The organism is Agarivorans sp. QJM3NY_30 (assembly GCF_050870855.2).
GTDB lineage: Bacteria > Pseudomonadota > Gammaproteobacteria > Enterobacterales > Celerinatantimonadaceae > Agarivorans.
In genome coordinates, this window is the sequence record NZ_CP194038.2 from 922,954 (window position 1) to 947,196 (window position 24,243).

The window sequence follows — 24,243 nt, forward strand, 5'->3', positions numbered from 1 at the left end:
CTTAAATTTGACTGAATTGCAATTGCTCGCGTAAGTAGTGAGCGGCTAACTCGGGGCTGTTTAATATGCTTATATTTGGTTGTTGAATATATTGAGTCGCATGGGCCATCGAAGCCTGTGCAAGTACAATGACATCATCATCGAGACGCTGTTGATTGATGTGTTGGGCAATGGTACGTGCATAGTTGTCGGTGTCGCCCGCCAGATAATAGGACCAGGCTTGAGGGATCAGTTCGGCGTTTACTCTGGGGTTTTTCGCCTGTTGTTGGGCACAGCTGGCGATTAGCTCAAGGGTTGGAGTGAGTGTGCTTTGCAGCGCGGCAAATACTCGCACTCGCTGGGCTTGAACCGCTTGATTGGCCATGGGACGGTCGACTCGGATCACTCGGGCGGACACATTCGGGGTATTTTCTGCAATGTCTCCGATGGTTGAGCAGGTACATACAATCAGCTCTGCGCCTGCCTGTGCGATTTGTTGTATTACTTGTTGTACAGCTTTAATCAGCTGTTCACTTAAGCCTTGCTCGATGGCTCTTTGTAGTAATTCGGGGTGAACATAGTGCTTGATATCGAGTTTGTTCATCTCTAAGTGTTGCTCAAGGTAGGGTTTAAACAGGGCGATATTGGCCTCTAGAGTATAGAGCAGAGCTAGTTTCATGCGGTCTTGCCTCATCCCCTGTGAATCTGGAGATCATGGTTGATTTTACTGGATAAATAAAGGTTTATTATGGAAGCTTTTTGGCTTGAAGCAAGCAGTATACTCGTTCTTCAGTGGTGAAAGCGCTTGTTCCTTAAGCTGAGCATATACACCTCCAGCATCCATGGCGATCGGTTTTATGGTTTTCCGTGCCGTGCGCAAAGATTGCAGTTGCCCATATTTGAAACAATTCTTCGCCATCTTTGGATGGCCGATTATTGCGAAGCGGGTATTCGCTTCGCAATGATATAGGTTTGTTTAGCAATGCATCCTTCGACGCCCCACCTTCGGAGTCGGCTTGTTTATAGGGAAGCCACGGCCGCGCGAGCGCCTGTTTGACAAATGATTTGGTAGGCTTTGCTGATTTCGGCAACCAAATGATGATGATTCACAAGCTCTTTACCGAAGACGGATTCAAGTCCTAGCAGGGCTTTGACTCGTGATGCTTGTTCTGGATGTGCTTGGTAAATCGCTTTTAATTGCTCTGCCATCGGATCTCGAACCTCTATGGGCTGTTGGTTTTCATCTTCGCCACCGACGTATTTCATCCAAGCAGCGATGCCCATTGCTAACCATTTGTAGTCTGAGCCTTGGTTTAAGTGATAACGCAAGGCGCTACCAAAACGCTGTGGGATTTTTTGGCTACCATCCATAGCGATTTGCCAAGTTTGATGTTTTAAACTTGGATTACTAAAACGTTCTATCAGTTGCTTGGCGTAGGCAAGCAAATCGGTACCCTCTGGCATGTTTAAAGTCGGAGCTTGAGCTTTGATCATTAAATCGAAAGCGGCTTGGCGGTAACTCTCATTGCTCATGGTATCGGAAATATGTTGATACCCTCCCAGATAGCCGAGATAAGCGAGGAAGGAATGGCTGCCGTTTAACATGCGTAGTTTCATTTCTTCGAAGGGAACCACGTTGCTTACAAATTCTGCACCGGCGATATCCCAATCAGGACGCCCATTAACAAAATTATCTTCAATCACCCATTGTTTAAAGGGTTCACAGGCGATACCACAGGGATCGGCGACGCCAAGTTGTTGGCTGATTTCTTCCAAGGTTTCGGCGGTTGCCGCAGGAACGATACGATCAACCATGGTACAGGGAAAGCTTACTTCTGCTTCGATCCAAGCGGCAAGCTCTTGATCAACCGCTTGGGCAAAATCGAGTACGGCGGCGCGGGCAACATGACCGTTTTCTTGAACATTATCGCAAGACATAACCGTAAAGGCGCGCCGACCTAAATCGCGCCGCATTCTCAAGGCTTCAACGATATAGGCGATGGCCGAACTCGGTTGTCGAGGATTAGCCAGATCGGTGGCTATCAACGAATTATTGAGATCTAAACGACCGCTTGTCGGATCGACACAGTAACCTTTCTCGGTGATGGTCATCGAGATAATTGCTACTTGTGGCTCGGCCATCTTCGCTAATACCGCCTGCGAGCCTTCAAAGCTGGGATGCAAGGATTCGGTTACTGAAGCGATGAGTTTCACGGTGGTTTCGGTAGCCCCTTTTTCGCTAACCGTATATAGATGATCTTGTTGGCGGAGTTGGCGGATTAGTTCCTCTCCGCCAAATAGGTTGATCTCGCAGATCCCCCAATCACTGCTGGATTTATCTAATACTTCGTTGGTGAATAAGGCTTGATGGGCACGATGAAAGGCGCCAAAACCAAGATGGACAATGCGACTTTTCAGATTTAATCGAGGGTAGCTCGGGCGGAGTACTCCAGCCTTAAGAGTGGTATTAGCAATATTGTTCATGATTTTTCCTTATTTTCCGTCAGTCAAACTGGCGGAATATTTTTCGATAATAAAATTCATTTTTGATTGAGTCTTCAAGTCTCACCCTTCCCCCCTGGAGGCAAAGGTTGCTTTGTGAAATCGAGTCCACTGTATTTGCGCGATAATCGAGGCTGCATAGAAGCACCTTTGTTGTTTCATTGCTTTGTTGGTGAGTTTGCTAAGCATCGAGCTGTGGAGAAATCGCATAGCAGTCGTCGATAAAGATCGCCCTCGGTTCATTGAATTTGTTAACTTTGGTATACCAATTGTTAGTTGTTTTCCATTTGAGCGAATAAAGTAACTAGTGATAAATTTGGTTGAGCAGTTATTTTTAACGATAAATGGTCTTGGGCTTCTTTAGGTCAGGATTATAAGGAAATACCATGAAACAGATGGTGATCGGTGTCACGTAATTGGTTAACCAAAATGTTGTTTTTATGAATATTGGTCGGTAATTTGTGGATATTGGTTTGACATTGCGTTGTTTTATCGCGAATATGTGCGTCGAAGCTGAATCAAATCGAACTTACAAGCTTTGAGATTTCTACTGCTCGAGAGTAAAGCGATGAAGCTGGCTCTGCTTTGGCCGCTGTGAGTGCTATACAGCAATAAACGGCGATGCAACTGAAGTATTTCGGCCTAGAACGCGTGGCTCTGCCGCTGTATTGATGATTTCTTTAGGGCGATTGGGGAAGCCAGCTGTTGAGCCGATGAAGGCTATTAATTCAATTGATTATTGAAACATGAAAACAAGGTGTTACGGCAGTTTTAGATAAACAGGTTGACCAATTTGCTTGGGCCATTATGATGAACGCATAATGTAATGGACAATAGTGATAAGCAGATCATGATGCTTTTTGAACCGAAACGACCGTATCAGGAACTCGGTCTAATACTGAGACAAGAATTAATGGATGGTCATTACCAAGTGGGTGACCGTCTACAACCTGAGCGTGAGATTGCCGAAAGGCTTCAGGTGAGTCGCACCGTGGTGCGTGAAGCCATTATTATGCTGGAGTTGGAAAATTTAGTTGAAGTCAAGAAAGGTTCTGGGGTTTACGTTGTGAATATTCCGGACCAATCGAATGGCCGTGAAAATATGATGAAAGATGATGCAGGCCCTTTTGAAATGCTGCAAGCTCGGCAATTACTCGAGAGTAATATTGCTGAATTTGCGGCGATTCAAGTAACTCCAGGCGATATCGTGAAGATGCGGGCGGCTTTAGAGCTGGAACGCAAAGAACTGGCCGAAGGCTCTTGTAATAGCAGTGGCGATGAGTTGTTTCATTTAAGCATTGCCGAGGCGACGCAAAACTCGGTTTTGGTGGATATGCTGAAGCATTCTTGGGATCGCAGAGAACAAAGTCCAATGTGGAAAGTTCTTCATTCATACATTACTGATACGGCTTATCGTGAAGAGTGGCTTGCTGACCACGCCCGTATTTTGGCGGCGATGCAACGTAAAGATCCGATAGCGGCTAAAAATGCCATGTGGCAACACCTTGAAAATGTAAAACAGCGACTATTGGAGCTCTCAGACATTGACGACCCCAGTTTTGACGGCTATTTGTTTAGCTCGAATCCGGTGGTGTCGTTGGGGAAATGATGATCGGCCCCTGTTGGTTCTCCAAAATTGCTATGACTTAAATTTTGCAATGAATTGCTATTTTTAGTTTGTTTCATCGTTGGCACTACGATGGTGAAGTAAATTGATTATATAGATAAAAAGGTGGTTGTAATGGAACAAACTTGGCGTTGGTATGGTCCCAATGATCTGGTGTCTCTCGACGATATTCGTCAGGCGGGGGCGACCGGAATTGTGAATGCTTTGCACCATATTCCTAATGGGGAAGTATGGAGTAAACCGGAAATTCTAAAGCGTAAGCAAATCATCGAAGCGAAAGGTTTAAGCTGGTCGGTGGTAGAGAGTGTTCCGGTACATGAAGATATCAAAACTCAAACCGGTGATTACCAACAATGGATCGAAAACTACAAGCAAACCCTGACTAATTTGGCGCAGTGTGGCATCGATACGGTATGTTATAATTTCATGCCTGTTTTAGATTGGACTCGCACTGATTTGGCATTCGAAATGCCTGATGGTTCCAAAGCGCTACGCTTCGATCAAATCGCTTTTGCCGCGTTTGAGCTACATATTCTTAAACGACCAGCGGCCGAAAAAGATTATTCCGCTGATGAGCAACAACAGGCGCTGGCATATTTTCAGCAAATGTCTGAACAAGATGTGATTAAACTGACCAGCAATATTATTGCAGGTTTGCCGGGCGCAGAAGAGGGCTATACGCTCACCGAGTTTCAGGCTCAGTTGGACCGTTACGCGGGTATTACTAAAGATCGTTTGCGTGAACACATGGTTTATTTTTTACAGCAGTTAATGCCTGTTTGCGAAGCTTATGGTTTGAGAATGGCGGTTCATCCGGACGATCCACCACGACCTATTCTAGGTTTGCCGCGCATCGTATCTACCATTGAAGACATTAATTTTCTCACTGAACAAGTTCCCAGTAAAATGAATGGGATTACCATGTGTACTGGCTCTTATGGGGTACGTGGTGACAACGATTTGGTGAATATGATTAAGCAACATGGTGAGCGTGTTTACTTTACTCATCTGCGTTCGACTATGCGTGAAGAGAATTCGAAGAGTTTTCATGAGGCGGCTCATCTTGAGGGTGATGTCGATATGTATCAGGTCGTCATGGCGCTGTTAGCAGAAGAGCATCGCCGTAAACAGCAGGGGGAACAAAGACTGATCCCAATGCGTCCTGATCATGGCCATCAAATGCTCGATGATTTGAATAAAAAAACTAACCCTGGTTATTCGGCAATTGGCCGTTTGAAGGGCCTTGCTGAAGTCCGTGGCCTTGAGCTCGCTTTGCGCCGCGCTTTTTTTTAAGCGGGTTGTTTAGCGAATCTTAAACATTTTCTTAAGCTGGATCTGCTGCTGAGTGCTTATGCCACTTCGCTGTGATTCGATTGCCCGTTTGAGTCTCGAGCGCAGATTTGTGTCTCGCTCGATATTTTGCCGCTACAGTGAAGTGACAGTTGATGAATATTTGTAGTCGGTGCTGATCCATGCGGTGTTCGAAGGGCTAAAACTCGCGTGGTTAGCGGGGCGTCATTTTGGCTAGTTCGATTGGCTCATTAGCTTATGCTTTAGCTGACACTTGAATCGGTCGCCTGCGAATCTATTCTTTGGCTCATCGTCTGAGCGATCAATCATAAAACTTTAATTATAAGTAGGGCGCTACAGATGTAGTGCCTTTTTTACTTACAATATTCACTAGTTTGTCGCTGACTAATTGGCCGGGTGAACGTTGGTTTGCTCTTACGCAGATTTATCTTTATTGTGTGTTATCAAATACTGATAAATTTCATATTTTAACAATTCGTCAACTCAAAGTTACTCGACTGGCTTAAAGCAGCTATATTAGTAGTTGAATTAGTAGTTAAAATTCGTCCTTAAATCGACATATTGAGTGAGTCTGCCGACACTCAGCAATGATATTGGTGGCAGGGAGGTTAGGATGACCGAACAAGAATTGCTTGCCCGGGTTAATGAATTACCGAAAGTTTCGAGCGTGGTGCAAGAGTTAGTGAGTATGCTTAATCACCCTGATTGCGATTTTGCGGTGCTCGCCAAGAAAATCTCGATGGACCAAGTGATTAGCGCACGGGTATTGCGCTTGTCTAACTCCGCTCATTTTGGTCATAGCAGAACGATTGCTTCGGTCAATGAGGCGGTGATCCGTTTGGGGGTTATCCCTTTAAAAACAATGATTGTGGTCTCTTGGTTGACCAATGCTTTCCCCAGATTTAAAACCTTAGACATGAAATTATATTGGGGAGATACCTTCGAGATTGCGATTATCGCCAGTAAAATTGCAAATAAAGTTGGGATCGATGCCAACGAGATGTTTACGGCTGGTATTTTGCACAACATTGGCGACTTGATGATCCATAGCTTGGTACCCGATATTGCCTGCGAAATTCTCGCGAGGGTGGCAGAAGGTGAAGATGAGCTTGAGTTACAACGGCGTTTATTGGGGACGACGACTGCCAAATTGGGCGCGGAATTGGCCCGCAGCTGGAAGTTTGCACCGCGTTTAGTGGATACCATTGAGTTTTATATGAATCCTGATTTAGCGACTATTGAGCCGCTCAGGGCGTTGGTATTGAACTTTGCCTGTAAAGTGCATCGAGACTGGGACTCATTAGAAAGTAAAGCCGCGAAAATCGATTACTTGGTTAGCCATGCCCATTCTGGGCGTTTGATTCTGCCTTCGTCATACTATGTATCGATCGATAAGGTGAGAGGACAGGGGCGTGAAATGGCCGAGCAAATGTCTAGTTAGCTTGTTGTCGCATTTATTGGATTGGTGTTAGCGACCTGTGTTCTAATAGGCGGGTAAACTAGCCAGTGGAAGCCCTTTGTGAGTGCCTCAAGCGAAAAACGTCTAAATAAATTTATCAGTGACTCCGGTTTTTGTTCTCGTCGTGAAGCAGACAAGCTCATTGAGCAGCAGCGAGTCACCATTAATGGCATCAAACCCGAATTGGGAACCAAGGTTCAGCCTACCGATCGGGTTGCCGTGGATGGCAAATTAATTAAAGCCATCGCTAGCAATAAGTCTGATCGGGTTTATATCGCTTACAATAAACCGATTGGGATCACCAGCACCACCGAGCGTCATGTGAAAGGTAATATCATCGACGCTATTGCTCATAAACAGCGTATTTTTCCGATTGGTCGACTGGATAAGCCCTCTGAAGGTTTAATTTTTCTAACCAGTGATGGCGACATCGTTAACAAAATTTTGCGCGCTGAGAATGCCCACGATAAAGAATATGTGGTGACTGTGGATAAACCGCTGAGTGAGCGTTTTGTGGAGCGAATGTCACGCGGCGTACCGATCCTCGATACGGTTACCAAGCCCTGCAAGGTCAAAGTAAATAGCAAATTTGTGTTTACTATTATTCTCACCCAAGGACTCAATCGACAAATTCGTCGGATGTGTGAATACCTCGGCTATGAGGTGCTGAAGCTCAAGCGTACCCGGATTATGAATGTGCGTTTAGATGATTTACGACCGGGGCAGTGGCGTAATTTAACCGAAGCTGAAATGTCTGAAATTAATCAGGCGGTGGCTCACTCGAGTAAAACGGCGGTTGAAGCGAGCAAATCTGGCGCTAAAACAGTATGGCATAACAAACAAGCGACGAGCACTCATCGGCTGAAGAATGCTCCCAAAAACAGTGGCAAAACCACGCTGAGTTTAAAGAAAAAACCACGTTGAGAACGGTTCGTGTGGATAACTGAAGATGGATATAGAGGCGTGAAATGTTAGATAAGCAGGCGCTGACCTACTTGGCTGAGATGGATATTGATGTTTGGCAAACTCGTGCTAACCTCGTCAGCCAAGTTATGACTGAACCCTTGGCTTGGCCTTTGGTGATAGTGATTGAGCCAGATGAGTTACAAGTGCATATCGATCTATTTAAAGCTATTGTTGCTGCTATGGAGCTCGAATGGCAGGATGTTCATTGCGTTAGCGCCGCTCATTTTCCAGCGGCTTACCAAGCGTGGGTATTATGGGCAGATCCGCATCAGCCGGCACCAATTCACCCTTGCTTGATTGAATGTGATCCGCAACGCCTGCTCAGTGATCGCCAGGCAAAACGTATTTTATGGCAGCAAATATGCACTCAGCTCCTCAAGTCGAAGTAAGTCATCTGTCGGTGATGGATGTGCCGATGATGTTGAATATTGAACAGGCGGCTCATTCACATCCTTGGAGTCGCCAATTACTCAGTAGTAATTTTGGTGGTTTGTACCGTAATTTGGGTCTGTGGCACAAAAATCATTTGTTAGCTTATATGATCTTACGGGTGGTCGCCGGAGACGCAGAATTGATTAATTTGGCCGTTGATCCAGCACATCAAGGGCAGGGTTTAGGTAAGCGCCTGATGCAAGCGATGTTTGCGTTGGCTGAGCAGCAACAATGGCAGCAAATTATGCTGGAAGTTCGTCGCAGTAATGTGATTGCTCAGAGTCTATATCAGCGTTTTCAGTTTGTTGAAATTGATTGTCGTAAAGGATATTACCCCTGCGATAAGCTGGGCCGAGAAGATGCCCTGGTTATGCAATATTGTTGCACTGTTTAGATTTATCAATTTGTTTTCTTACTCCTTTAGACTAACTGATGATTTACATCAGTGTATGTAGGATGCGATTGGCTTTGTTCATGCGCTCGTATTCCCGATACTAGCCTAGCATCGTCGTTATTAAAGCACGCAAAGCGCTCACGCTTTGGCGGTTCATCATGGCCTTCGAATTGACTAAACCGCTTACTCAATTCGCAATACTTGGCGTTTTCATTGCAAGATTGCGCAAAATAGCTGATTTGAGTCGATGTTGTCGACTGAGCTTGATTCTGTTGTTAGGATGGCCGCCCTATTATTTGTCGGTATTTTCCAATGTATAAAATGGCTGTCTCAACATTTTGTATTTTATTTGGATACTGACGCTGTGCGCTTGAGCTTGGCGTGATGCTGTAAAGGAAGATTTATCTATGTCATTTGGCTCTTTAGGCTTGTGTGCTCAGCTGTTGAAAAGCGTTGCCGAGCAAGGTTATGTAAGACCATCTCCAATACAGCTTGAAGCGATTCCGGTGGTACTTAGTCAGCGTGATGTGGTGGCAGTGGCACACACTGGCACTGGAAAAACGGCTGGTTTTACCCTGCCTATGGTGCAGCTATTATCAGGTGGCCCTTGTCCACAGACTCATTCGGTAAGGGCTTTAGTGATTACGCCAACCCGAGAGCTTGCCGCTCAAGTGGTCTTGAGCGTTCAAAATTACAGCCGGCATATGAATATTCGCTCTGCGGCTGTGTTTGGTGGCGTGAGGATTGAACCACAGATAGCTCAGTTGGAAAGTGGTTTGGATGTGCTGGTTGCGACTCCTGGTCGTTTGATTGATCTTTATAATCAAGGGGCGATTAACTTTGAACAGCTTGAGATATTAGTCTTGGATGAAGCTGATCGGATGTTGGATTTAGGATTTGTCGACGATATTCGTCACATTCAAAGCTTGCTCCCGAGTAAACGTCAAACGTTGATGTTTTCAGCAACATTTTCTAAAGAGATCAAGTTGCTTGCGAAGGGGATGTTAAATAACCCTGTTTTGATTGAAGTAACCGCTGCCAACAGTACCGTTGATACGGTTAAGCAGCTTATCTATCCAGTCGATAAGGCGCGTAAAAGCGAGCTATTGATCCACTTAATTAAAAGTAATCATTGGCATCAAGTTTTAGTCTTTACTCGTACTAAAGTAGGCGCCGATAACATGGTTACTCAGCTACAAAACGCTGGGATTAGTGCCGCATCAATCCATGCTAATCGAACTCAGCACGCCCGCACTCTTGCTTTAGAGGGTTTTAGAAATGGTGAACTAACCGTTTTAGTCGCCACTGATATCGCCTCTCGGGGGATTGAAGTTCACCAGTTGCCTTGTGTGGTTAACCTTGATCTCCCTTATGTACCGGAAGACTATGTGCATCGTATTGGTCGTACCGGGCGTGCAGGTACCTCTGGTTTGGCAGTTTCATTGTTTAGTGAAGATGAAGCCAAGCAGTTAGCGGCGATTGAACGTGTGATTGGTGGTAAATTTAAGCGGGAGTTCATTCCAGGCTTTGTGCCCACCCCCAAAGAGAAGGTCACAGTAGATGTATCCGATGATGAGGAGTATGGTAATTTTGAGCCCGATCCAGCACCTCAAGGTCGAAGAAAATCGAAGGGGCGTGGGAAGCGTGGTGGGAGTTCATCGAGTCGAAGCCGTAACAAAGGAAGTCGCAATAAATAAAAAGCTTAGAGCCCAGTATTCGATAAATTGATTTATCAGAGATTTTGATACTTAGGCTTGTTTTTGTTTGACTGTCGGAACCACAATATTCGAACTATATTGCGTAACCTAGACTACCAGGTCCATTGAATATGTAGCCCTTGGTAGTTGCTACCACCTTTAATACGGCCAAATAGTGAAGAGTTTTCAAATATCCCCGAGCGATGGTGGATGTTGTAACCTACCCAAATATTTTCTAGTTGCTTCTTATTGAGTAAATCACCTAAGTTAAGGTCTAGAGAAAAGTTCAAATAATTTAATAGCTTACTAGGCTTGTAACCCTTTCCTTCCTCACCTAATTCTGATGCTTCGAGGTAGGTTATGTTGCTGGTATAAGATAAACCTTCTGCAGCACCAAATCGCCAGCGTAATGGCCAGTGAAAGGTGTAATAGGCTTTAAATGCCAAGATGTATTCTAGGATCGGATCTTGAACCGCCGAGCTGTAGTGATAGGCGAAGCCGGGCGTGAGATATACTTCAACGGGATAACCTAGTAGGGTCTTACTGAGTAAATGTCCATAAAAAATTGAAGTTAATTGATTGTTATATTCATCTTTTTCCGCTTTAAAGTGGATGATGTCCCCTAGATTCGATGGTGTTGCCCAGGCGTGGGAGAGTTGTAAGTACCCCTTTGGCCATTTGCTGGATGTATTTGAATATTGATAATTAAAGAAGCTGATCCCTAAAAAGCTTTCATATTGAAAACGTTGATCGATGATCGGGATATTTTGAGTGCGCTTACCCAGATAAGAAGCGCCAACCTTCGCCATTAAGTAAAAGTCTCGCCACACTTGATAACGTAAATTGATGCCCATTTTTAAGTCGGTATCGGCTTTGGTTTTAAAAATTTCAAGGCCATAGTAGCGAGTATTATAGTTACTACTCTTCAAGTGGGCTGAGGCATAGGGTTCGAAATACCAAGCTTGATAGAATTGTTGCCAGGTTAGCTCAAGTTGACTGTGAAAGTGACCGAGGTCGTCACTCAATAATTCTAGGTTGAGCGAATAGTCGGGTTTAAAGCGCCATTGAGTCCTTAAACCAAAGTCGATGCCATCGCCACGTATCTTGTTTTGGTAGTTCGCCGGAATGTCGAAAAAACGGTAACGCCCCATTAGCGCGAGGTCAAAGTCTTGTTCTTTCCATAATTTATAGCCAGCGCTTAAGCCATCTAAATACAGTCGCTCTCCTCGATAATAAAATAAGGGAACTACATCGGACACGGTACTAATGTTAGAAGTGTAGGGAATACTCGCATGACGCAGACCTAATGCAATTCCCCAGTCGTGCTGTTGTGGACCATCAAGTATGGGGTTGGCATGAGATGGTAAACTGGTGAGGCATAGACTTGCCAATAGACACGCAACTACTTGAACGTTAAGGAATTGATTCAACGGTAGATTTATCCCTGAGCGCAGCTTCTTGGGCCAGTATTGTTGCATGGCTGAGAGATAAACGAAAGCTCGCTTCAGAGAGCGGCATAAAATTACCACTATTGATATTATCTTGGGCGACCCAAATTTGTTGCATCGCTAACACTAAATATAGCGAAACCGGGTGTTCGTCGTCGAAAAGGATAAATGCAGATGGATAGGTATTGAGTTTAAAACGTTCGGCAAATAATCGATGACGGCGGTCGGTATCGGTAAGGATTTGCACCTTCACATAATCCGCTAATACTCGTTTTAATTCGGGATTATTCAGATAGTATTGTTCGAATGCTAAGCAACGTTGGCAGGCTTTACGCCGCAGATATAGAAATACCGGACGTTGACTCAGCTTTGATTCGCGAATCGCACCGTAATAGCCATCGATATCAAACAACCAGCCATCTTTAGCGCTGACACCTCTATCCTTTACATGATAAATAAAAATGTAACTTAGAGCGCCTACACCGAGTCCAATCAGTAGCAGGCTAAAAAATGTTTTTTTTATCGGTGCTAAGTTCATCTCATCTGCTCTTCTTGTTTCACAATGACGATGCGGCTACAAGTCTATATCGGCTTTGTATCAGTAAGCTTGAATTACATTAGAAAATCAACTGAGTACTTGAAAAGTGTGGCTTGAGTCTGCGATTCAGCTAAAGCGACTCCGCACTAAATTTATTTATCACAAATTTACGATTTTATTCTGCTTCAATCGGGATGTTTTACTTCTCGATTGGTTTTAAATGGTAATTAATGACGTCTATCTTGATGAATGATTCAATTTCAAGAGCTTAGGCTTGATTTGGCGACTCGCTGTCAGCTAAGGGGGGATCATTTGGGATGCCCGCGTCTCGTTCAGCTAAGGTCGCTCGTTCGGCCTTGCTGACGTAGCGAGGTTTGTTGGTTTTTTGATTTTTAGCATTCGCCTTTTTTGCTTTCTTTTTGAGGGTTTCGTTAATTTTCTTTTTACGATTCATCTACGGCTCGTTCAAGGTATTATTTATGCCTGTAAGGATAACAAATTCGTGCTTTCTTCGCATAGTTGAGCGTTAACAGAAAGGGCAGCACATTGGTGCTGCCCTTTGACGCGGACTAAAGCGTGTTAATCATCGCCATTAAGAAAGCCAAGCAATTGCAGCAGACTGGTGAATAAGTTAAAGATGGCAACAAATAAGGTGACGGTCGCCATAATGTAGTTGGTTTCTCCACCGTGAATAATGTTGCTGGTTTCATAGAGGATCAGTCCAGACATCAGCAATACAAACATCGCCGATACACCTAATGACAGGGCTGGGATACTAAACAGCATCGCACCTAATCCGGCTAGAAACGCCACCAAAATACCAACCATTAAAAAGCCACCCATAAAGCTGAAGTCTTTTTTGCTGGTGAGTGCATAAGCTGATAATGATAAGAAGATGGCGGCGGTGCCTACCATAGCTTGCATCACAATTTGGCCACCATTTGGTAGGCTTAAGTAGCTGCTTAAAATCGGCCCTAGAGTGAGACCCATGAAACCAGTTAGGGCAAATACACAGACTAAGCCCCAGCCACTGTTACGACATTTTGTCGTGGCAAACAATAGTCCAAAATAGCCAACCATAGTGAGGATTAAACCAGGGTGGGGGAGGTTTAGAGCCATCGAGGTGGCAGCCATCAGCCCGCTAAAGAGCAGGGTCATGGACAATAAGGTATAAGTATTACGGATCACTTTATTACTTGCCAGCACGCTCTCGTTGGTGGTGCTTGGTGCATTTGAAAAAGGTGATGTGTTCATTTTGGTATTCCTTATTACTGCGAATCGCTCAGTTGTTTGTGGTAAATAACGCTCAAAGTGCGCTTGGTCGTTTATATCGGTTCGCTGATTAGCGGTGCGCGTAACGCTTTGTTGCGTATTCGAGCTATTTTACGATTTACAGTGCGGCTGGCTCGGCTGGCCGCGCGATCAACTGCAACACTGATCTGCGATTGAGTATCCTCAATCACCACATCTGCTTGACCACTCAGTTTCACTAATATTTGACAGCGTTTATCGTTGCCACCGCGCGTCCCGTTCGTATCGGAAAGTCTCACCATAATGCGCTTAATACGTTGGTATTGAGATCCCATGGCGAAATGTAGCCGACGGCGAATATAATCTTGTAAAGACGGTGTTAGGGGTAAATGACGTGACTGCATGTCTATTTGCATCTGCTTCTCCTCACCAATAAAAACTGATTAGAGCGATTAGCTTATGTTGCTTTCATTGGCAGGTATACTCGAATATAGTTGTTGTATGGTTCGTATAAAACGAGGTATTTGATTCGTGATTAATTACAAGCACCTGCATTATTTTTGGGTCGCAGCCAAGCAAGGCGGAATAGCTCGTGCCAGTGAGCGCTTGCATATAACGCCACAGACAATTAGTGGACAAATTACGTTGCTGGAACAGCATTTTGGTGAAGCCTTGTTTAACAAGGTGGGGCGAAACCTAGAGTTAACCGAAATTGGTCGTTTGGTGCTGAGTTATGCCGATGAGATTTTTTCCTTGGGTGATGAACTTGAAGATACGATGCGCAATAAAATTGCACAGCGTCCACAGTTATTGAAAGTTGGGATTGCCGAAGTTGTGCCTAAATCCATCGCTTATCGTCTATTGTCACCGGCGCTCAATTTGGCGGACTCGGTACGTATGATATGTCGAGAGAGTAGCCTTGATAATTTACTGGCCGAACTGGCCTTACATCGCTTAGATATTGTGATCGCCGATGCGCCAGTTCCCCCAGGTTTAGGGGTTAGAGGCTTTAATCACTCTTTGGGGGAATGTGGTGTGAGCTTTCTCGCCATTCCTAGCTTAGCCGAGCGTTTGGTTGGTGATTTTCCTCATAGTTTACATGGTGCGCCGTTATTGATCCCTAGTGAGAGTAGTGTGATGCATGTGCGTTTATTGCAATGGCTGGATAAACTTCACATTCATCCGCGAGTGGTGGGCGAATTTGACGATAGCGCATTAATGAAGGCTTTTGGTCAAGCCGGGGTCGGGGTGTTTCTTGTGCCGAGTGCAATTGCCGCGGAGGTCGCGGCGCAATATGGTGCAGAAGTGATTGGTGCGAGTGATGTGGTACGCGAGCAGTTTTTTGCGATTTCGGCGGAACGACGTTTATCCAATCCTGCGGTGCTTGCGATTACTGAAGCGGCCAGAGAGTGGCTAAAAAAATAGACTAAATATGCTCGCAGAGTTTGTTTAGATTTAGCGTTTAATATTGCTTGCTCATCACAATAACAAGCAAAAATCAGCGAACGCAGGTGTTTGCTCGTGATTGCTCAATGGCGAATTTTTGATTATTCAGAGTCTTCCTAACACCCTAAATAATGAATGGTATTTGAATGGCAATTAATATTAATTCCTCTCGGTTCGGGCCAGCTATATGTTGGTTTTCGAATATCCCCATCCTGTTTTAGCAACGCTAATCGCTGATCGTTCCATCGGCGTTGTATGTGTCGAGGTGATTAATGAGTGAGTGCTTAAAGTTCGCATTGCTTGCTCGTTAGTTCGTGTAGGCAAAGCGCAACACTCACACTGCAATCGTTGGTGGTTTTACCATAAACCACCATGGCACCACGCTCTCACTCGGCCGGTCATATAACAACTGCGCATATCAGCTTGGAATTGGCTGAAACAGGCATTCAGCTAAGCACATCGAAAAGAACGCCTCTTGTCACGGTGGCGCCTGGAGCGACATCGATAGAGAGCTTTAGTGATGATGTTCGGGGTCTTGCTTCTTACTTTGGTTTAAATCATACCGCCATTGGCGCGAATAACCTGACCATTTATCCAGCCACCTTCTGGACTCGCCAAAAACATCACCACATTGGCAATATCTTGTGGGGTGCCAAGGCGCTCTAATGGGTTCATATTTGCCAAACGGTCAATCAATTGTGGTGATTTTCCGTCTAAAAACAAATTAGTGGCAGTAGGGCCGGGAGCCACGGTATTGACTGTAATACAACGTCCACGAAGCTCCTTTGCCAGTATTGCAGACATTGTTTCTACCGCTGATTTAGTTGCCGCGTACACGCCGTAGCTTTCTAGTTTTAGTCCTACGATGCTGGTGGACAGGTTGATAATCCGTCCTCCATTTGTGACTCGTTCTGCAGCGAGGCGCAGGGTATTAAAGGTGCCTTTAAAATTCACGGCGACTTGGCTATCAAACAGCTCCTCATCACTCTGAGAGAGTTGAGCAAGTTTCATGATTCCAGCATTGTTCACCAATAGCGAGATCGCTCCCAATTTCTCCTCGACAACATTAAACATGTGTGCGACCTCTGTTGAGTTGCCCACATTACCCTGTACCGCGATAGCGTTTCCTCCACTGGCTTTAATGTCTGCGACCAGACTTTCTGCCACATCTGCACTTGATGAATAATTCACGCCGACGGCATAACCTTCAGCGGCTAATTTGTTTACGATTGAAGCACCGATTCCTTTGGAGCCGCCAGTAACAAGGGCGATTTTTGACTGAGACATATTGCATTACTCATGAGTTGTTAAAAGATTATGGCCAGTATATGGTTATATCAATGCTTAATAATTACCCATTATTTAACTTAATAATTCCAAATAAATTAATAATGTCGAGGTGAGTGGGTGGATAGATTCAAAGAGATGCAGGTGTTCGTGAGGATTGCAGAGCGTAACAGTTTTGCTTTAGCGGCGGATGACCTGAGTATTCCAAGGCCGACGATGACAAATATAATCAAGCGACTTGAAAGTCGCTTAGGGATCCGCCTGTTAGAACGAACTACCAGGCAAGTGCATATGACTCATGAAGGTGAATCCTATTATCGGCAATGTGTTGGGCTACTTTCAGATCTAGAGGAAATTGAATCTTCCTTTTTGGAGGTTTTACCTAAAGGTCATTTGCGGGTAAATCTGCAAGGCACTTTGGCAAAGTACTTTGTGATGCCCAAGATTGCTGACTTTATTCGCCAGTACCCGGATATTACGCTACACATCGCTGAAGATGATAAGTTAATCGATCTCGTCCATGAAGGAGTCGACTGTGTCCTCAGGGCTGGACCACTGCAAGATTCCTCGCTGATTGCTCAGAAAATAGCTGAAATGACGCAAGTCACTGTGGCAAGCCCTGCGTATCTTGAAGCCTTTGGGATCCCTAAGTCGCTGGATGATTTACAAGAGCATCTTGCTGTTGGTTATTCTTTTGCGCAGTTATCTAAACCTTCAAGCTTGGCGTTTAAGTTAAAAAACAAGTATGTATCTATCAATTTAGCTAGCAGAACTTCAGTTGCTGGCGCAGATTTGTACACTGGGTGTGCTGTCGCGGGTTTAGGTTTAATCCAAGTGCCCAAATATCGTTTGGTGAATGAACTCGCAAATGGTTCTTTGGTTGAGGTGTTAGCGGACTTTCCGCCTCCACAGATGCCAGTATCCATTGTTTATCCAAATCATCGACATCTTTCCGCCAGAACCCGGGTATTTATCCAGTGGCTTAAAAGCCAGTTTCAAGAGAATAAAAGATAGCGAATACAAGCTAGCCTGCAGTTAGTGAAAGCGTATAAAAGTGAAGTTTATATTATGGCTTATTGAACCTAAATCAGCGGGATTGAATAAGCATTGATTGTTTATATAGTCAAGATCGGTGAAAATAGCGCCCAATTATGATTAACATCGCAGATTCGCCCAGAGCAGAGCCTCGAGAGGGACTTCTAAATGGTTTGCCAATCTGTGTGTACACTAAAAGAACTCTAAGCCATGTAAAAATTAAGCCTGCATTACGACTTACTGAGCCTAAATCAGCGGGACTGAATAAGCATTGATTGTTTATAAAGTCAAGATCGGTGAAAATAGCGCCCAATTATGATTAACATTACAGATTCGACTAGAGAAAGCCCTCGAGCGGGATTTCTAAACGGTTTGTCGATCTGTGTATAAACTAAAAGAATTCTTAATGACAGAGCCCAATTCTCTTCACCAAATCAACAAGCGAAGAACCTTTGCTATCATCTCTCACCCGGATGCGGGTAAAACCACCATTACTGAAAAGGTGTTGTTATTCGGCAACGCGATTCAGAAAGCCGGTACCGTAAAAGGCCGAGGCAATGCTACGCATGCTAAGTCGGACTGGATGGAGATGGAAAAAGAACGGGGGATCTCGGTGACTACCTCGGTGATGCAATTTCCCTTTAACCATTGCATCGTCAATTTATTAGACACTCCTGGCCACGAAGATTTCTCGGAAGATACTTACCGAACTCTCACCGCGGTTGATTCGTGCTTGATGGTAATTGATGCCGCCAAGGGTGTGGAAGACCGTACCCGTAAGTTGATGGAAGTGACCCGCCTGCGGGATACACCAATTGTGACTTTCATGAACAAATTGGATCGAGATATTCGTGATCCTATGGAAGTGATGGATGAGGTTGAAAACGAACTTAACATTATGTGTGCGCCAATTACTTGGCCAATCGGTTGCGGCAAGTTGTTTAAGGGGGTGTACCACATCCCTAGAGATGAAGTGATTTTGTATCAAACAGGTAAAGGTCACACCATTCAAGATGAGCAAATCATTAAGGGTCTTGATAACCCTGAAGTTGAGGCGGCAATCGGAGACGAATTGGCGGAGCAAATGCGTGAAGAGCTCGAGTTGGTTTTAGGTGCTTCCAACGAATTTGATCACGAGTTATTTTTACAAGGCGAGCTTACCCCCGTTTACTTTGGTACTGCCTTAGGTAATTTTGGCGTGGATCATATGTTAGAAGGCCTAACAGAATGGGCGCCTTCACCCAAGCCTCGAGCAACCGATGTGGGTGAAGTGCAGGCCAGCGACGCTAACTTTTCTGGTTTTGTATTTAAAATTCAAGCCAACATGGATCCGAAGCACCGTGATCGGATTGCCTTTATGCGGATTGTTTCCGGTGAATATAATAAAGGCATGAAGATGCGTCACGTACGTTTAGGGAAAGATGTCAGCATTTCGGATGCGGTTACCTTCATGGCTGGCGACCGTAGTGCTGCAGAAAATGCAATTGCTGGTGACATTATTGGCTTGCATAACCATGGCACCATTCAAATTGGCGATACTTTTACTCAAGGTGAGATGATTAAGTTCACCGGTATTCCCAATTTCGCTCCGGAGTTATTCCGTCGAATTCGATTGAAAGATCCCTTGAAGCAAAAACAGTTGTTAAAAGGCCTGATTCAGTTATCTGAAGAAGGTGCAGTGCAATTGTTTAGACCTTTACGTAACAACGATTTAATCGTGGGTGCCGTTGGGGTATTGCAGTTTGATGTGGTGGTTCACCGGCTTCGTACCGAGTATAAGGTGGAAGCGGTCTACGAAGGGATCAGCGTCGCGACTGCGCGTTGGTGTGACTGCGATGATAGTAAGAAGTTTGAAGAGTTTAAGAAGAAAGCGCATGATAACCTTGCTTTAGATGGCGGGGATAACCTGACTTACCTCGCGCCAACCATGGTGAATTTAAACTTAGCCATTGAACGTTATCCTGCGGTGCAGTTCTTCCAGACTCGGGAACACTAAGCAATTTTGGATAAATAAAAAGGTCGCATTAAGCGACCTTTTTTTATGGGGGAAGTTATGTTTTATTCGCGTTCTTTGGTGTAAGGCACGCCAATCGCTTTGGGGGCCACAGCTTTACCAATAAAGCCAGCCAATAAGAAAACGGTGAGCACATACGGAATGGCTTCGATGGCTTGTACTGGAATCGCGAAGTTACCAATCGATACCCCTTGCAGACGAATAGCCAAGGCATCCAAAAATCCAAACAACAAACAGGCGCTGAGCGCAGTAAACGGACGCCATTTCCCAAAAATTAATGCGGCTAGGGCCATATAACCCTTACCCGCACTCATGTTGGGAATAAACTGAGCCGTTTGTGCCACCGATAAATATACGCCACCAATGCCAACCAGCAGACCACAAATGAGTACTGCGCTATAGCGCATTTTTACCACCGAGATCCCTGCGGTATCTACCGCTGCGGGCGATTCACCGACAGCTCGAAGACGTAAGCCAAATCGGGTTTTAAACATCACATACCAAGCTAATGGTACGGTGATAATCAGTAAGTAGACTAAGGCAGAGTGGCCACTGATCAGTTCTGAATAAAGTAAGCCGATCACCGGAGTATCGGCGAGAGCATCTGCGCCGGGTAGGTGGATTGGCGCAAAACGTGCGGCACCACTTAAAGCTGGCGTTTGCCCGCCTTGATGGAACCAATGTCGGCCTAAGGTAATTGTTAATCCGGCGGCTAAAATGTTAATCGCCATACCACTGACAACATGGTCTCCGCGGTGAGTAATGGTTGCAAAACCATGGAGTAGTGCGAGTAGCATCGAAATAGCTACCCCAGCCAGTAGCCCTAGCCAAGCAGACCCTGTCACATGGGCGGTGGCAGCACCAGTAAAGGCCGCGGCTAGTAATTTTCCTTCTAAGCCAATGTTCACGATCCCTGAACGTTCACAGAACATGCCCGCAAGCGATGCAAAAATTAGCGGTGTGGCAACCCGAATCGTTGCATCTAGCATTAAGATAATGGTTTCAAACATCTTAAGCAGCTCCTTCTGAATGGTTTGGTTTTTTGCCAAATAGCTTAAGATAGCCGCGCTCCAGCGAGGGCTTAAACATGTGCTCTAAGGCTCCAGAGAAAAGGATCACCAGCCCTTGCAGTACCACCACAATATTACGGTCTACCCCATATTCAAAGCTGAGTTCAGCACCGCCTTGATAAAGAAAACCAAATAGTAAGCTGGCGAGTAGCACTCCGAGTGGGTGGTTTCGTCCCATCAGGGCCACCGCAATTCCGGTAAAACCAAAACCTTCTACAAAGTTAAGCTTGATTTGGTGCAGTTCTCCTTGCAGAACATTCAGACCGAAGAAGCCCGATAACATACCGGAAATTAACATGGTTAAAACTACGATTTTTAGATAGTTGATACCAGCATATCCAGCGGCGTTGGGATTCGCGCCCACCGATCTGATCTCATAGCCCCAGCGAGTGTTCCAAATAAATAGCCAAACAAATACACAGCAGGCTAACGCAAATACGAAGCTTAAATTGAGTGGACTCGGTGCTAGTTGAATACCAAACCAAGCCAGCATTTCGTGCACTTTCGGTAGCCAAGATGAGACTGCAAAAACGCGACTTTCGGTGGCCATGGTACTGTCTGGTTTTAAAACGTCGACCAGTAAGTAGGCCATTAGGGAAGCGGCGATAAAATTGAACATGATGGTGGTAATTACGATGTGTGACCCGCGTTTCGCCTGTAAATACGCAGGAATAAAGGCCCACGCCGCACCGAATAAACCGCCAACTATAATGGCAAGGGGAAAGACTAGATACCAAGGTAAATACTCACCGACGGTTAGGCAGACTAAACCGACGCCAAGACCACCGATGTAGGCTTGACCTTCGCCACCAATATTAAATAGTCCAGCGTGGAAGGCCACCGCTACGGCTAAACCCGTGAAGATAAAACCAGTCGTGTAGTATAAGGTATAACCAAAACCTTCGGCATAACCAAAGGCGCCAGTCCACATGACTTTGATGGCATCTACCGGTGATATATCGATGTACATAAACAACAGGGCAGACACGAGAAACGCGGCAAAAACGTTGATCGCAGGCAGTAAGGCTACACTAACCCAAGCCGGTACCGGTGATTGACTCATTGTGCGCCTCCTTGTGCTGAGTTTTTAATATGTTCAGGCACAATGTTGGCCATCATTAATCCTAAAGTTTTTTCATCGGCCTGTTCAGCACTGACTTCGCCAACGATGGCGCCGTCGAAGACCACTAATATACGGTCTGCCAAATTCATGATTTCGTCGAGTTCCACCGAGACCAATAGTACCGCCTTACCGGCATCGCGGGAGTGGATAATCTGTTGATGAATGTACTCAATGGCACCAATATCGACGCCACGGGTTGGTTGCCCTACCAAGAGAATATCTGGATTTTGTTCCATTTCGCGGGCAATCACTAATTTTTGCTGATTGCCCCCAGAAAAGTTAGCGGTTTTTAAATTGCTATCATCGGGTCGAACATCCCATTTCTGCATGCTGTCCAGACAAGCCTTATCAATAGCGGCTTTATCTTGTAACAGCCCTTTGTTGTATTCTGCTAAATGATGGTAGCCGAGAATATAAGCTTCCTTCGCTGAAAACTTATTGATTAAGCCCTGTTTATGGCGGTCTTCTGGAATGTGACCAACGCCCATGGCTCTCACTTCTCGTGGGTCTTTGGATTGTTCGGCGCTCAATTGGTGTTGATTAAGGCGAACGCTACCGCTACTCGGTTTTAAGATCCCGCTAAGCAAGCCGAGGATCTCTGACTGACCGTTGCCTGATACACCCGCGATCCCCACAATTTCTCCTGCGCGCACTTGGAAAGAGACTTCTTTCACTCGTTTTACGCCTGCAGGATCAACATAACTGAGTTGATTCACTTCGATTAAGGCTGCTTCCGGTTTTGCTTCGCCGCGCTCTACTTGTAATAACACTTTTCTGCCAACCATTAGTTCAGCGAGATTCTCTTGGTCGGTTTCGGCAGTCACCACATGTGCAACCATTGCACCTTGTCGCATCACCGAAACGTTATCGGTAATGGCTAATACTTCACGCAGCTTGTGGGTGATAATCATTACCGTGGTGCCCTGTTCGCGTAGTTTCGCTAAGATATCAAACAGGTGGTTTGCTTCTTGAGGGGTTAATACACCAGTAGGCTCATCTAAGATTAAGATTTTTGCCCCACGGTAAAGTGCTTTAAGAATTTCAACCCGCTGTTGTAGTCCAACCGCTAGATCTCCCACGAGGGCATCTAAAGGGACATCTAGGCCATAATCAGTCGCAAGTTGTTGCAATTTTTTACGGGCTTTACTAAGGCTTGTTTCTAAATTCCAGCCGCTTTCGGCACCTAATACAATATTCTCTAAGACGGTAAAGGTGTCGACCAACATAAAATGTTGATGAACCATACCAATGCCGGCTTGAATGGCTTCTTGAGAATTATGCGGCTCGTAGGGACGACCGTTGACTCGCATTGAGCCTGAGTCGGCATGATAGAAGCCGTAAATGATACTCATCAGAGTGGATTTACCGGCACCATTTTCACCAATAATGCCGTGAATAGTGCCTTTAGGGACTGCTAAATCGATGTTTCGATTCGCGTGAACGCTACCAAAACGCTTGTCGATTTGTTCCAGTTCAATGGCAAAATCAGCTGCTTGTGTCACTTTAGATTTCCAATATCTAGCGAATAAAAATACGCCAACCCCGTGGGTTGGCGTATTTTATCGACGTTTAGAAGTTACAGGTATTATCAGACATGTAGTCATGAACGCTGATCTTACCAGCGATAATGTCAGCTTTAAGACCATCTACGTATGCTTTCATTTCATCGCTAATTAAGGCTGCATTGTTTTCATCTAGCGCCCAATCGATAGAATTTTCTTTTAAACCTAAGGCTTTAATCCCTGGTTTCCAAGAATTGTTGATGCCGTCTTCCCAAGTTCCGTAGGCTGCGACACCGACTTTCTTAACCATAGAAGTCAGCATAGTACCCGGTTGAAGGTGGTTTTGGTTTGAATCAACACCAATCGCAAATTTACCAGCGTCTTTTGCTGCTTGGTAAACCCCTAAACCAGTACCGCCTGCGGCAGCGTAGATTACATCAGCTCCTTTAGAGAACTGAGATTTAGCCAGTTCTGAGCCCTTTGCAGGATCGGCAAAGGCTGCAGGTGTTGAGCCTGTCATATTTTCTAATACTTTAATATCAGGATTGGCGTAAAGCGCGCCTTGTTTATAACCACAGGCGAATTTACGGATTAATGGGATGTCCATTCCACCAATAAAACCAACGGTGTTGGTTTTTGAGGCTTTTGCCGCAAGCGCTCCGACTAAGAATGACCCTTCCTGTTCTTTAAATACGATAGATTGCACATTCGGTTTATCAACGACCATATCGATAATGGTAAATTGCGTATCTGGAAACTCAGAGGCGACTTTTTCGACTGAAGATGCAAAGTTAAATCCGACAGCGACAATCGGTCCAAAACCGCGACTGGCTAAGCGACGTAAACCCTGTTCACGTTGTGCTTCGTTTTGCGGTTCAAATTCGCGAACATCTACGCCTTTGTCTTTTTTAAATACTTCGACACCGTTGCGATATACGGCTTCGTTGAACGACTTATCAAATTTACCTGCGGTATCGTAAACTACTGCTGGTTTAGCGGCTAAAGCGCTAAAAGATGCTACAGCGAAAGCGGCAGCTGTAAGCTTGGTTGCGAATTTTTTCACGGTTAACTCCCTGTTTTTTTAGAAGTGTTTGTATTATTTACAGCAATCTGACTAGCCTAGCTTGACCTGTTATATTTTCTGAGCTGCAATTGTGACTAA

22 protein-coding genes are annotated in these 24,243 nt (G+C 45.1%); 10 read left to right on the forward strand and 12 right to left on the reverse strand.

Features of this window, described 5'->3' with window-relative positions; translation table 11 throughout:
• Position 1: 1 nt before the first annotated feature.
• Entirely contained in the window at positions 2–658 is a 657-nt protein-coding gene (locus ACRRSX_RS04180) for a hypothetical protein (protein WP_432454478.1), read from the reverse strand.
• Positions 659–999: 341 nt separating this feature from the next.
• Complete coding sequence (locus ACRRSX_RS04185; RefSeq protein ID WP_432454477.1) at positions 1,000–2,463, reverse strand: fructuronate reductase; 1,464 nt, start codon at positions 2,461–2,463, stop codon at positions 1,000–1,002.
• An 844-nt stretch (positions 2,464–3,307) separates the two neighbouring features.
• Between ACRRSX_RS04185 and ACRRSX_RS04190 the strand changes: the two genes are divergently transcribed.
• From ACRRSX_RS04190 to ACRRSX_RS04220, 7 genes are all read left to right on the forward strand, one after another.
• Positions 3,308–4,090, forward strand: coding sequence for an FCD domain-containing protein (locus ACRRSX_RS04190; protein ID WP_432454476.1), 783 nt, complete (start codon positions 3,308–3,310; stop codon positions 4,088–4,090).
• A gap of 132 nt (positions 4,091–4,222) precedes the next feature.
• Positions 4,223–5,401, forward strand: coding sequence for a mannonate dehydratase (gene uxuA, locus ACRRSX_RS04195; RefSeq protein WP_432454475.1), 1,179 nt, complete (start codon positions 4,223–4,225; stop codon positions 5,399–5,401).
• Positions 5,402–6,032: 631 nt separating this feature from the next.
• Positions 6,033–6,860, forward strand: a complete 828-nt coding sequence (locus tag ACRRSX_RS04200) for an HDOD domain-containing protein (protein WP_432454474.1) — start codon at positions 6,033–6,035, stop codon at positions 6,858–6,860.
• Between the two features lie 78 nt (positions 6,861–6,938).
• Positions 6,939–7,802 (forward strand): 23S rRNA pseudouridine(2604) synthase RluF, encoded by an 864-nt coding sequence (rluF, locus tag ACRRSX_RS04205; RefSeq protein ID WP_432454473.1) that lies wholly within the window; start codon positions 6,939–6,941, stop codon positions 7,800–7,802.
• A 44-nt stretch (positions 7,803–7,846) separates the two neighbouring features.
• The gene (locus tag ACRRSX_RS04210) at positions 7,847–8,233 is read left to right on the forward strand and encodes a DNA polymerase III subunit psi (RefSeq protein ID WP_432454472.1); all 387 of its coding nucleotides are present in this window, start codon (positions 7,847–7,849) and stop codon (positions 8,231–8,233) included.
• Positions 8,206–8,670 carry a ribosomal protein S18-alanine N-acetyltransferase gene (gene rimI, locus ACRRSX_RS04215; protein WP_432454471.1) on the forward strand — a complete coding sequence of 155 codons (465 nt, stop codon included), beginning with the start codon at positions 8,206–8,208 and terminating at the stop codon, positions 8,668–8,670. The genes ACRRSX_RS04210 and rimI overlap by 28 nt, the downstream gene beginning before the upstream one ends.
• A 407-nt stretch (positions 8,671–9,077) precedes the next feature.
• Complete coding sequence (locus tag ACRRSX_RS04220) at positions 9,078–10,367, forward strand: DEAD/DEAH box helicase (RefSeq protein ID WP_432454470.1); 1,290 nt, start codon at positions 9,078–9,080, stop codon at positions 10,365–10,367.
• Between the two features lie 113 nt (positions 10,368–10,480).
• On the opposite strand, the gene ACRRSX_RS04225 is transcribed toward ACRRSX_RS04220, so the two are convergent.
• The 5 genes from ACRRSX_RS04225 to ACRRSX_RS04245 all read right to left on the reverse strand — a co-directional run bounded on the left by ACRRSX_RS04225 (position 10,481) and on the right by ACRRSX_RS04245 (position 14,020).
• Positions 10,481–11,797 carry a MipA/OmpV family protein gene (locus ACRRSX_RS04225; protein ID WP_432454469.1) on the reverse strand — a complete coding sequence of 439 codons (1,317 nt, stop codon included), beginning with the start codon at positions 11,795–11,797 and terminating at the stop codon, positions 10,481–10,483.
• Positions 11,781–12,353, reverse strand: a complete 573-nt coding sequence (locus ACRRSX_RS04230; protein ID WP_432454468.1) for a thioredoxin family protein — start codon at positions 12,351–12,353, stop codon at positions 11,781–11,783. The genes ACRRSX_RS04225 and ACRRSX_RS04230 overlap by 17 nt, the downstream gene beginning before the upstream one ends.
• 268 nt (positions 12,354–12,621) lie before the next feature.
• Entirely contained in the window at positions 12,622–12,807 is a 186-nt protein-coding gene (locus tag ACRRSX_RS04235) for a DUF2986 domain-containing protein (protein ID WP_432454467.1), read from the reverse strand.
• A gap of 125 nt (positions 12,808–12,932) precedes the next feature.
• Complete coding sequence (locus ACRRSX_RS04240; protein ID WP_432454466.1) at positions 12,933–13,607, reverse strand: Bax inhibitor-1/YccA family protein; 675 nt, start codon at positions 13,605–13,607, stop codon at positions 12,933–12,935.
• 71 nt (positions 13,608–13,678) lie between these two features.
• Positions 13,679–14,020: an HPF/RaiA family ribosome-associated protein gene (locus tag ACRRSX_RS04245; protein ID WP_432454465.1), complete on the reverse strand. Its 342-nt coding sequence runs from the start codon at positions 14,018–14,020 to the stop codon at positions 13,679–13,681.
• A 115-nt stretch (positions 14,021–14,135) separates the two neighbouring features.
• Here ACRRSX_RS04245 and nhaR point away from each other — a divergent pair, with 115 nt between their 5' ends.
• Positions 14,136–15,029, forward strand: coding sequence for a transcriptional activator NhaR (gene nhaR, locus ACRRSX_RS04250; protein WP_432454464.1), 894 nt, complete (start codon positions 14,136–14,138; stop codon positions 15,027–15,029).
• Between the two features lie 573 nt (positions 15,030–15,602).
• Here nhaR and ACRRSX_RS04255 read toward each other — a convergent pair.
• Complete coding sequence (locus ACRRSX_RS04255; RefSeq protein ID WP_432454463.1) at positions 15,603–16,337, reverse strand: SDR family oxidoreductase; 735 nt, start codon at positions 16,335–16,337, stop codon at positions 15,603–15,605.
• A gap of 120 nt (positions 16,338–16,457) precedes the next feature.
• Here ACRRSX_RS04255 and ACRRSX_RS04260 point away from each other — a divergent pair, with 120 nt between their 5' ends.
• On the forward strand, positions 16,458–17,351 hold the full coding sequence (locus ACRRSX_RS04260) for a LysR substrate-binding domain-containing protein (RefSeq protein WP_432454462.1): 894 nt from the start codon (positions 16,458–16,460) through the stop codon (positions 17,349–17,351).
• A 427-nt stretch (positions 17,352–17,778) separates the two neighbouring features.
• Complete coding sequence (gene prfC / locus ACRRSX_RS04265) at positions 17,779–19,368, forward strand: peptide chain release factor 3 (protein WP_432454461.1); 1,590 nt, start codon at positions 17,779–17,781, stop codon at positions 19,366–19,368.
• Between the two features lie 62 nt (positions 19,369–19,430).
• On the opposite strand, the gene ACRRSX_RS04270 is transcribed toward prfC, so the two are convergent.
• The 4 genes from ACRRSX_RS04270 to ACRRSX_RS04285 all read right to left on the reverse strand — a co-directional run bounded on the left by ACRRSX_RS04270 (position 19,431) and on the right by ACRRSX_RS04285 (position 24,144).
• On the reverse strand, positions 19,431–20,396 hold the full coding sequence (locus tag ACRRSX_RS04270; RefSeq protein ID WP_432454460.1) for an ABC transporter permease: 966 nt from the start codon (positions 20,394–20,396) through the stop codon (positions 19,431–19,433).
• 1 nt (position 20,397) lies between these two features.
• Positions 20,398–21,519 carry an ABC transporter permease gene (locus ACRRSX_RS04275; RefSeq protein ID WP_432454459.1) on the reverse strand — a complete coding sequence of 374 codons (1,122 nt, stop codon included), beginning with the start codon at positions 21,517–21,519 and terminating at the stop codon, positions 20,398–20,400.
• Positions 21,516–23,081 (reverse strand): ABC transporter ATP-binding protein, encoded by a 1,566-nt coding sequence (locus tag ACRRSX_RS04280; protein WP_432454458.1) that lies wholly within the window; start codon positions 23,079–23,081, stop codon positions 21,516–21,518. The genes ACRRSX_RS04275 and ACRRSX_RS04280 overlap by 4 nt, the downstream gene beginning before the upstream one ends.
• Positions 23,082–23,148: 67 nt before the next feature.
• Positions 23,149–24,144 (reverse strand): BMP family lipoprotein, encoded by a 996-nt coding sequence (locus ACRRSX_RS04285; RefSeq protein ID WP_432454457.1) that lies wholly within the window; start codon positions 24,142–24,144, stop codon positions 23,149–23,151.
• Positions 24,145–24,243: the final 99 nt, after the last annotated feature.

Coding starts and splice junctions, on each gene's coding strand:
- ACRRSX_RS04240 (WP_432454466.1), bottom strand. CDS start 13,607: ATGAACACATCACCTTTTTCAAATGCACCAAGCACCACCAACGAGAGC.
- ACRRSX_RS04255 (WP_432454463.1), bottom strand. CDS start 16,337: ATGTCTCAGTCAAAAATCGCCCTTGTTACTGGCGGCTCCAAAGGAATC.
- ACRRSX_RS04270 (WP_432454460.1), bottom strand. CDS start 20,396: ATGTTTGAAACCATTATCTTAATGCTAGATGCAACGATTCGGGTTGCC.
- ACRRSX_RS04200 (WP_432454474.1), top strand. CDS start 6,033: ATGACCGAACAAGAATTGCTTGCCCGGGTTAATGAATTACCGAAAGTT.
- uxuA (WP_432454475.1), top strand. CDS start 4,223: ATGGAACAAACTTGGCGTTGGTATGGTCCCAATGATCTGGTGTCTCTC.
- ACRRSX_RS04185 (WP_432454477.1), bottom strand. CDS start 2,463: ATGAACAATATTGCTAATACCACTCTTAAGGCTGGAGTACTCCGCCCG.
- rimI (WP_432454471.1), top strand. CDS start 8,206: ATGCACTCAGCTCCTCAAGTCGAAGTAAGTCATCTGTCGGTGATGGAT.
- ACRRSX_RS04190 (WP_432454476.1), top strand. CDS start 3,308: ATGGACAATAGTGATAAGCAGATCATGATGCTTTTTGAACCGAAACGA.
- prfC (WP_432454461.1), top strand. CDS start 17,779: ATGACAGAGCCCAATTCTCTTCACCAAATCAACAAGCGAAGAACCTTT.
- ACRRSX_RS04220 (WP_432454470.1), top strand. CDS start 9,078: ATGTCATTTGGCTCTTTAGGCTTGTGTGCTCAGCTGTTGAAAAGCGTT.
- ACRRSX_RS04210 (WP_432454472.1), top strand. CDS start 7,847: ATGTTAGATAAGCAGGCGCTGACCTACTTGGCTGAGATGGATATTGAT.
- ACRRSX_RS04235 (WP_432454467.1), bottom strand. CDS start 12,807: ATGAATCGTAAAAAGAAAATTAACGAAACCCTCAAAAAGAAAGCAAAA.
- ACRRSX_RS04245 (WP_432454465.1), bottom strand. CDS start 14,020: ATGCAAATAGACATGCAGTCACGTCATTTACCCCTAACACCGTCTTTA.
- ACRRSX_RS04275 (WP_432454459.1), bottom strand. CDS start 21,519: ATGAGTCAATCACCGGTACCGGCTTGGGTTAGTGTAGCCTTACTGCCT.
- ACRRSX_RS04230 (WP_432454468.1), bottom strand. CDS start 12,353: ATGAACTTAGCACCGATAAAAAAAACATTTTTTAGCCTGCTACTGATT.
- ACRRSX_RS04180 (WP_432454478.1), bottom strand. CDS start 658: ATGAAACTAGCTCTGCTCTATACTCTAGAGGCCAATATCGCCCTGTTT.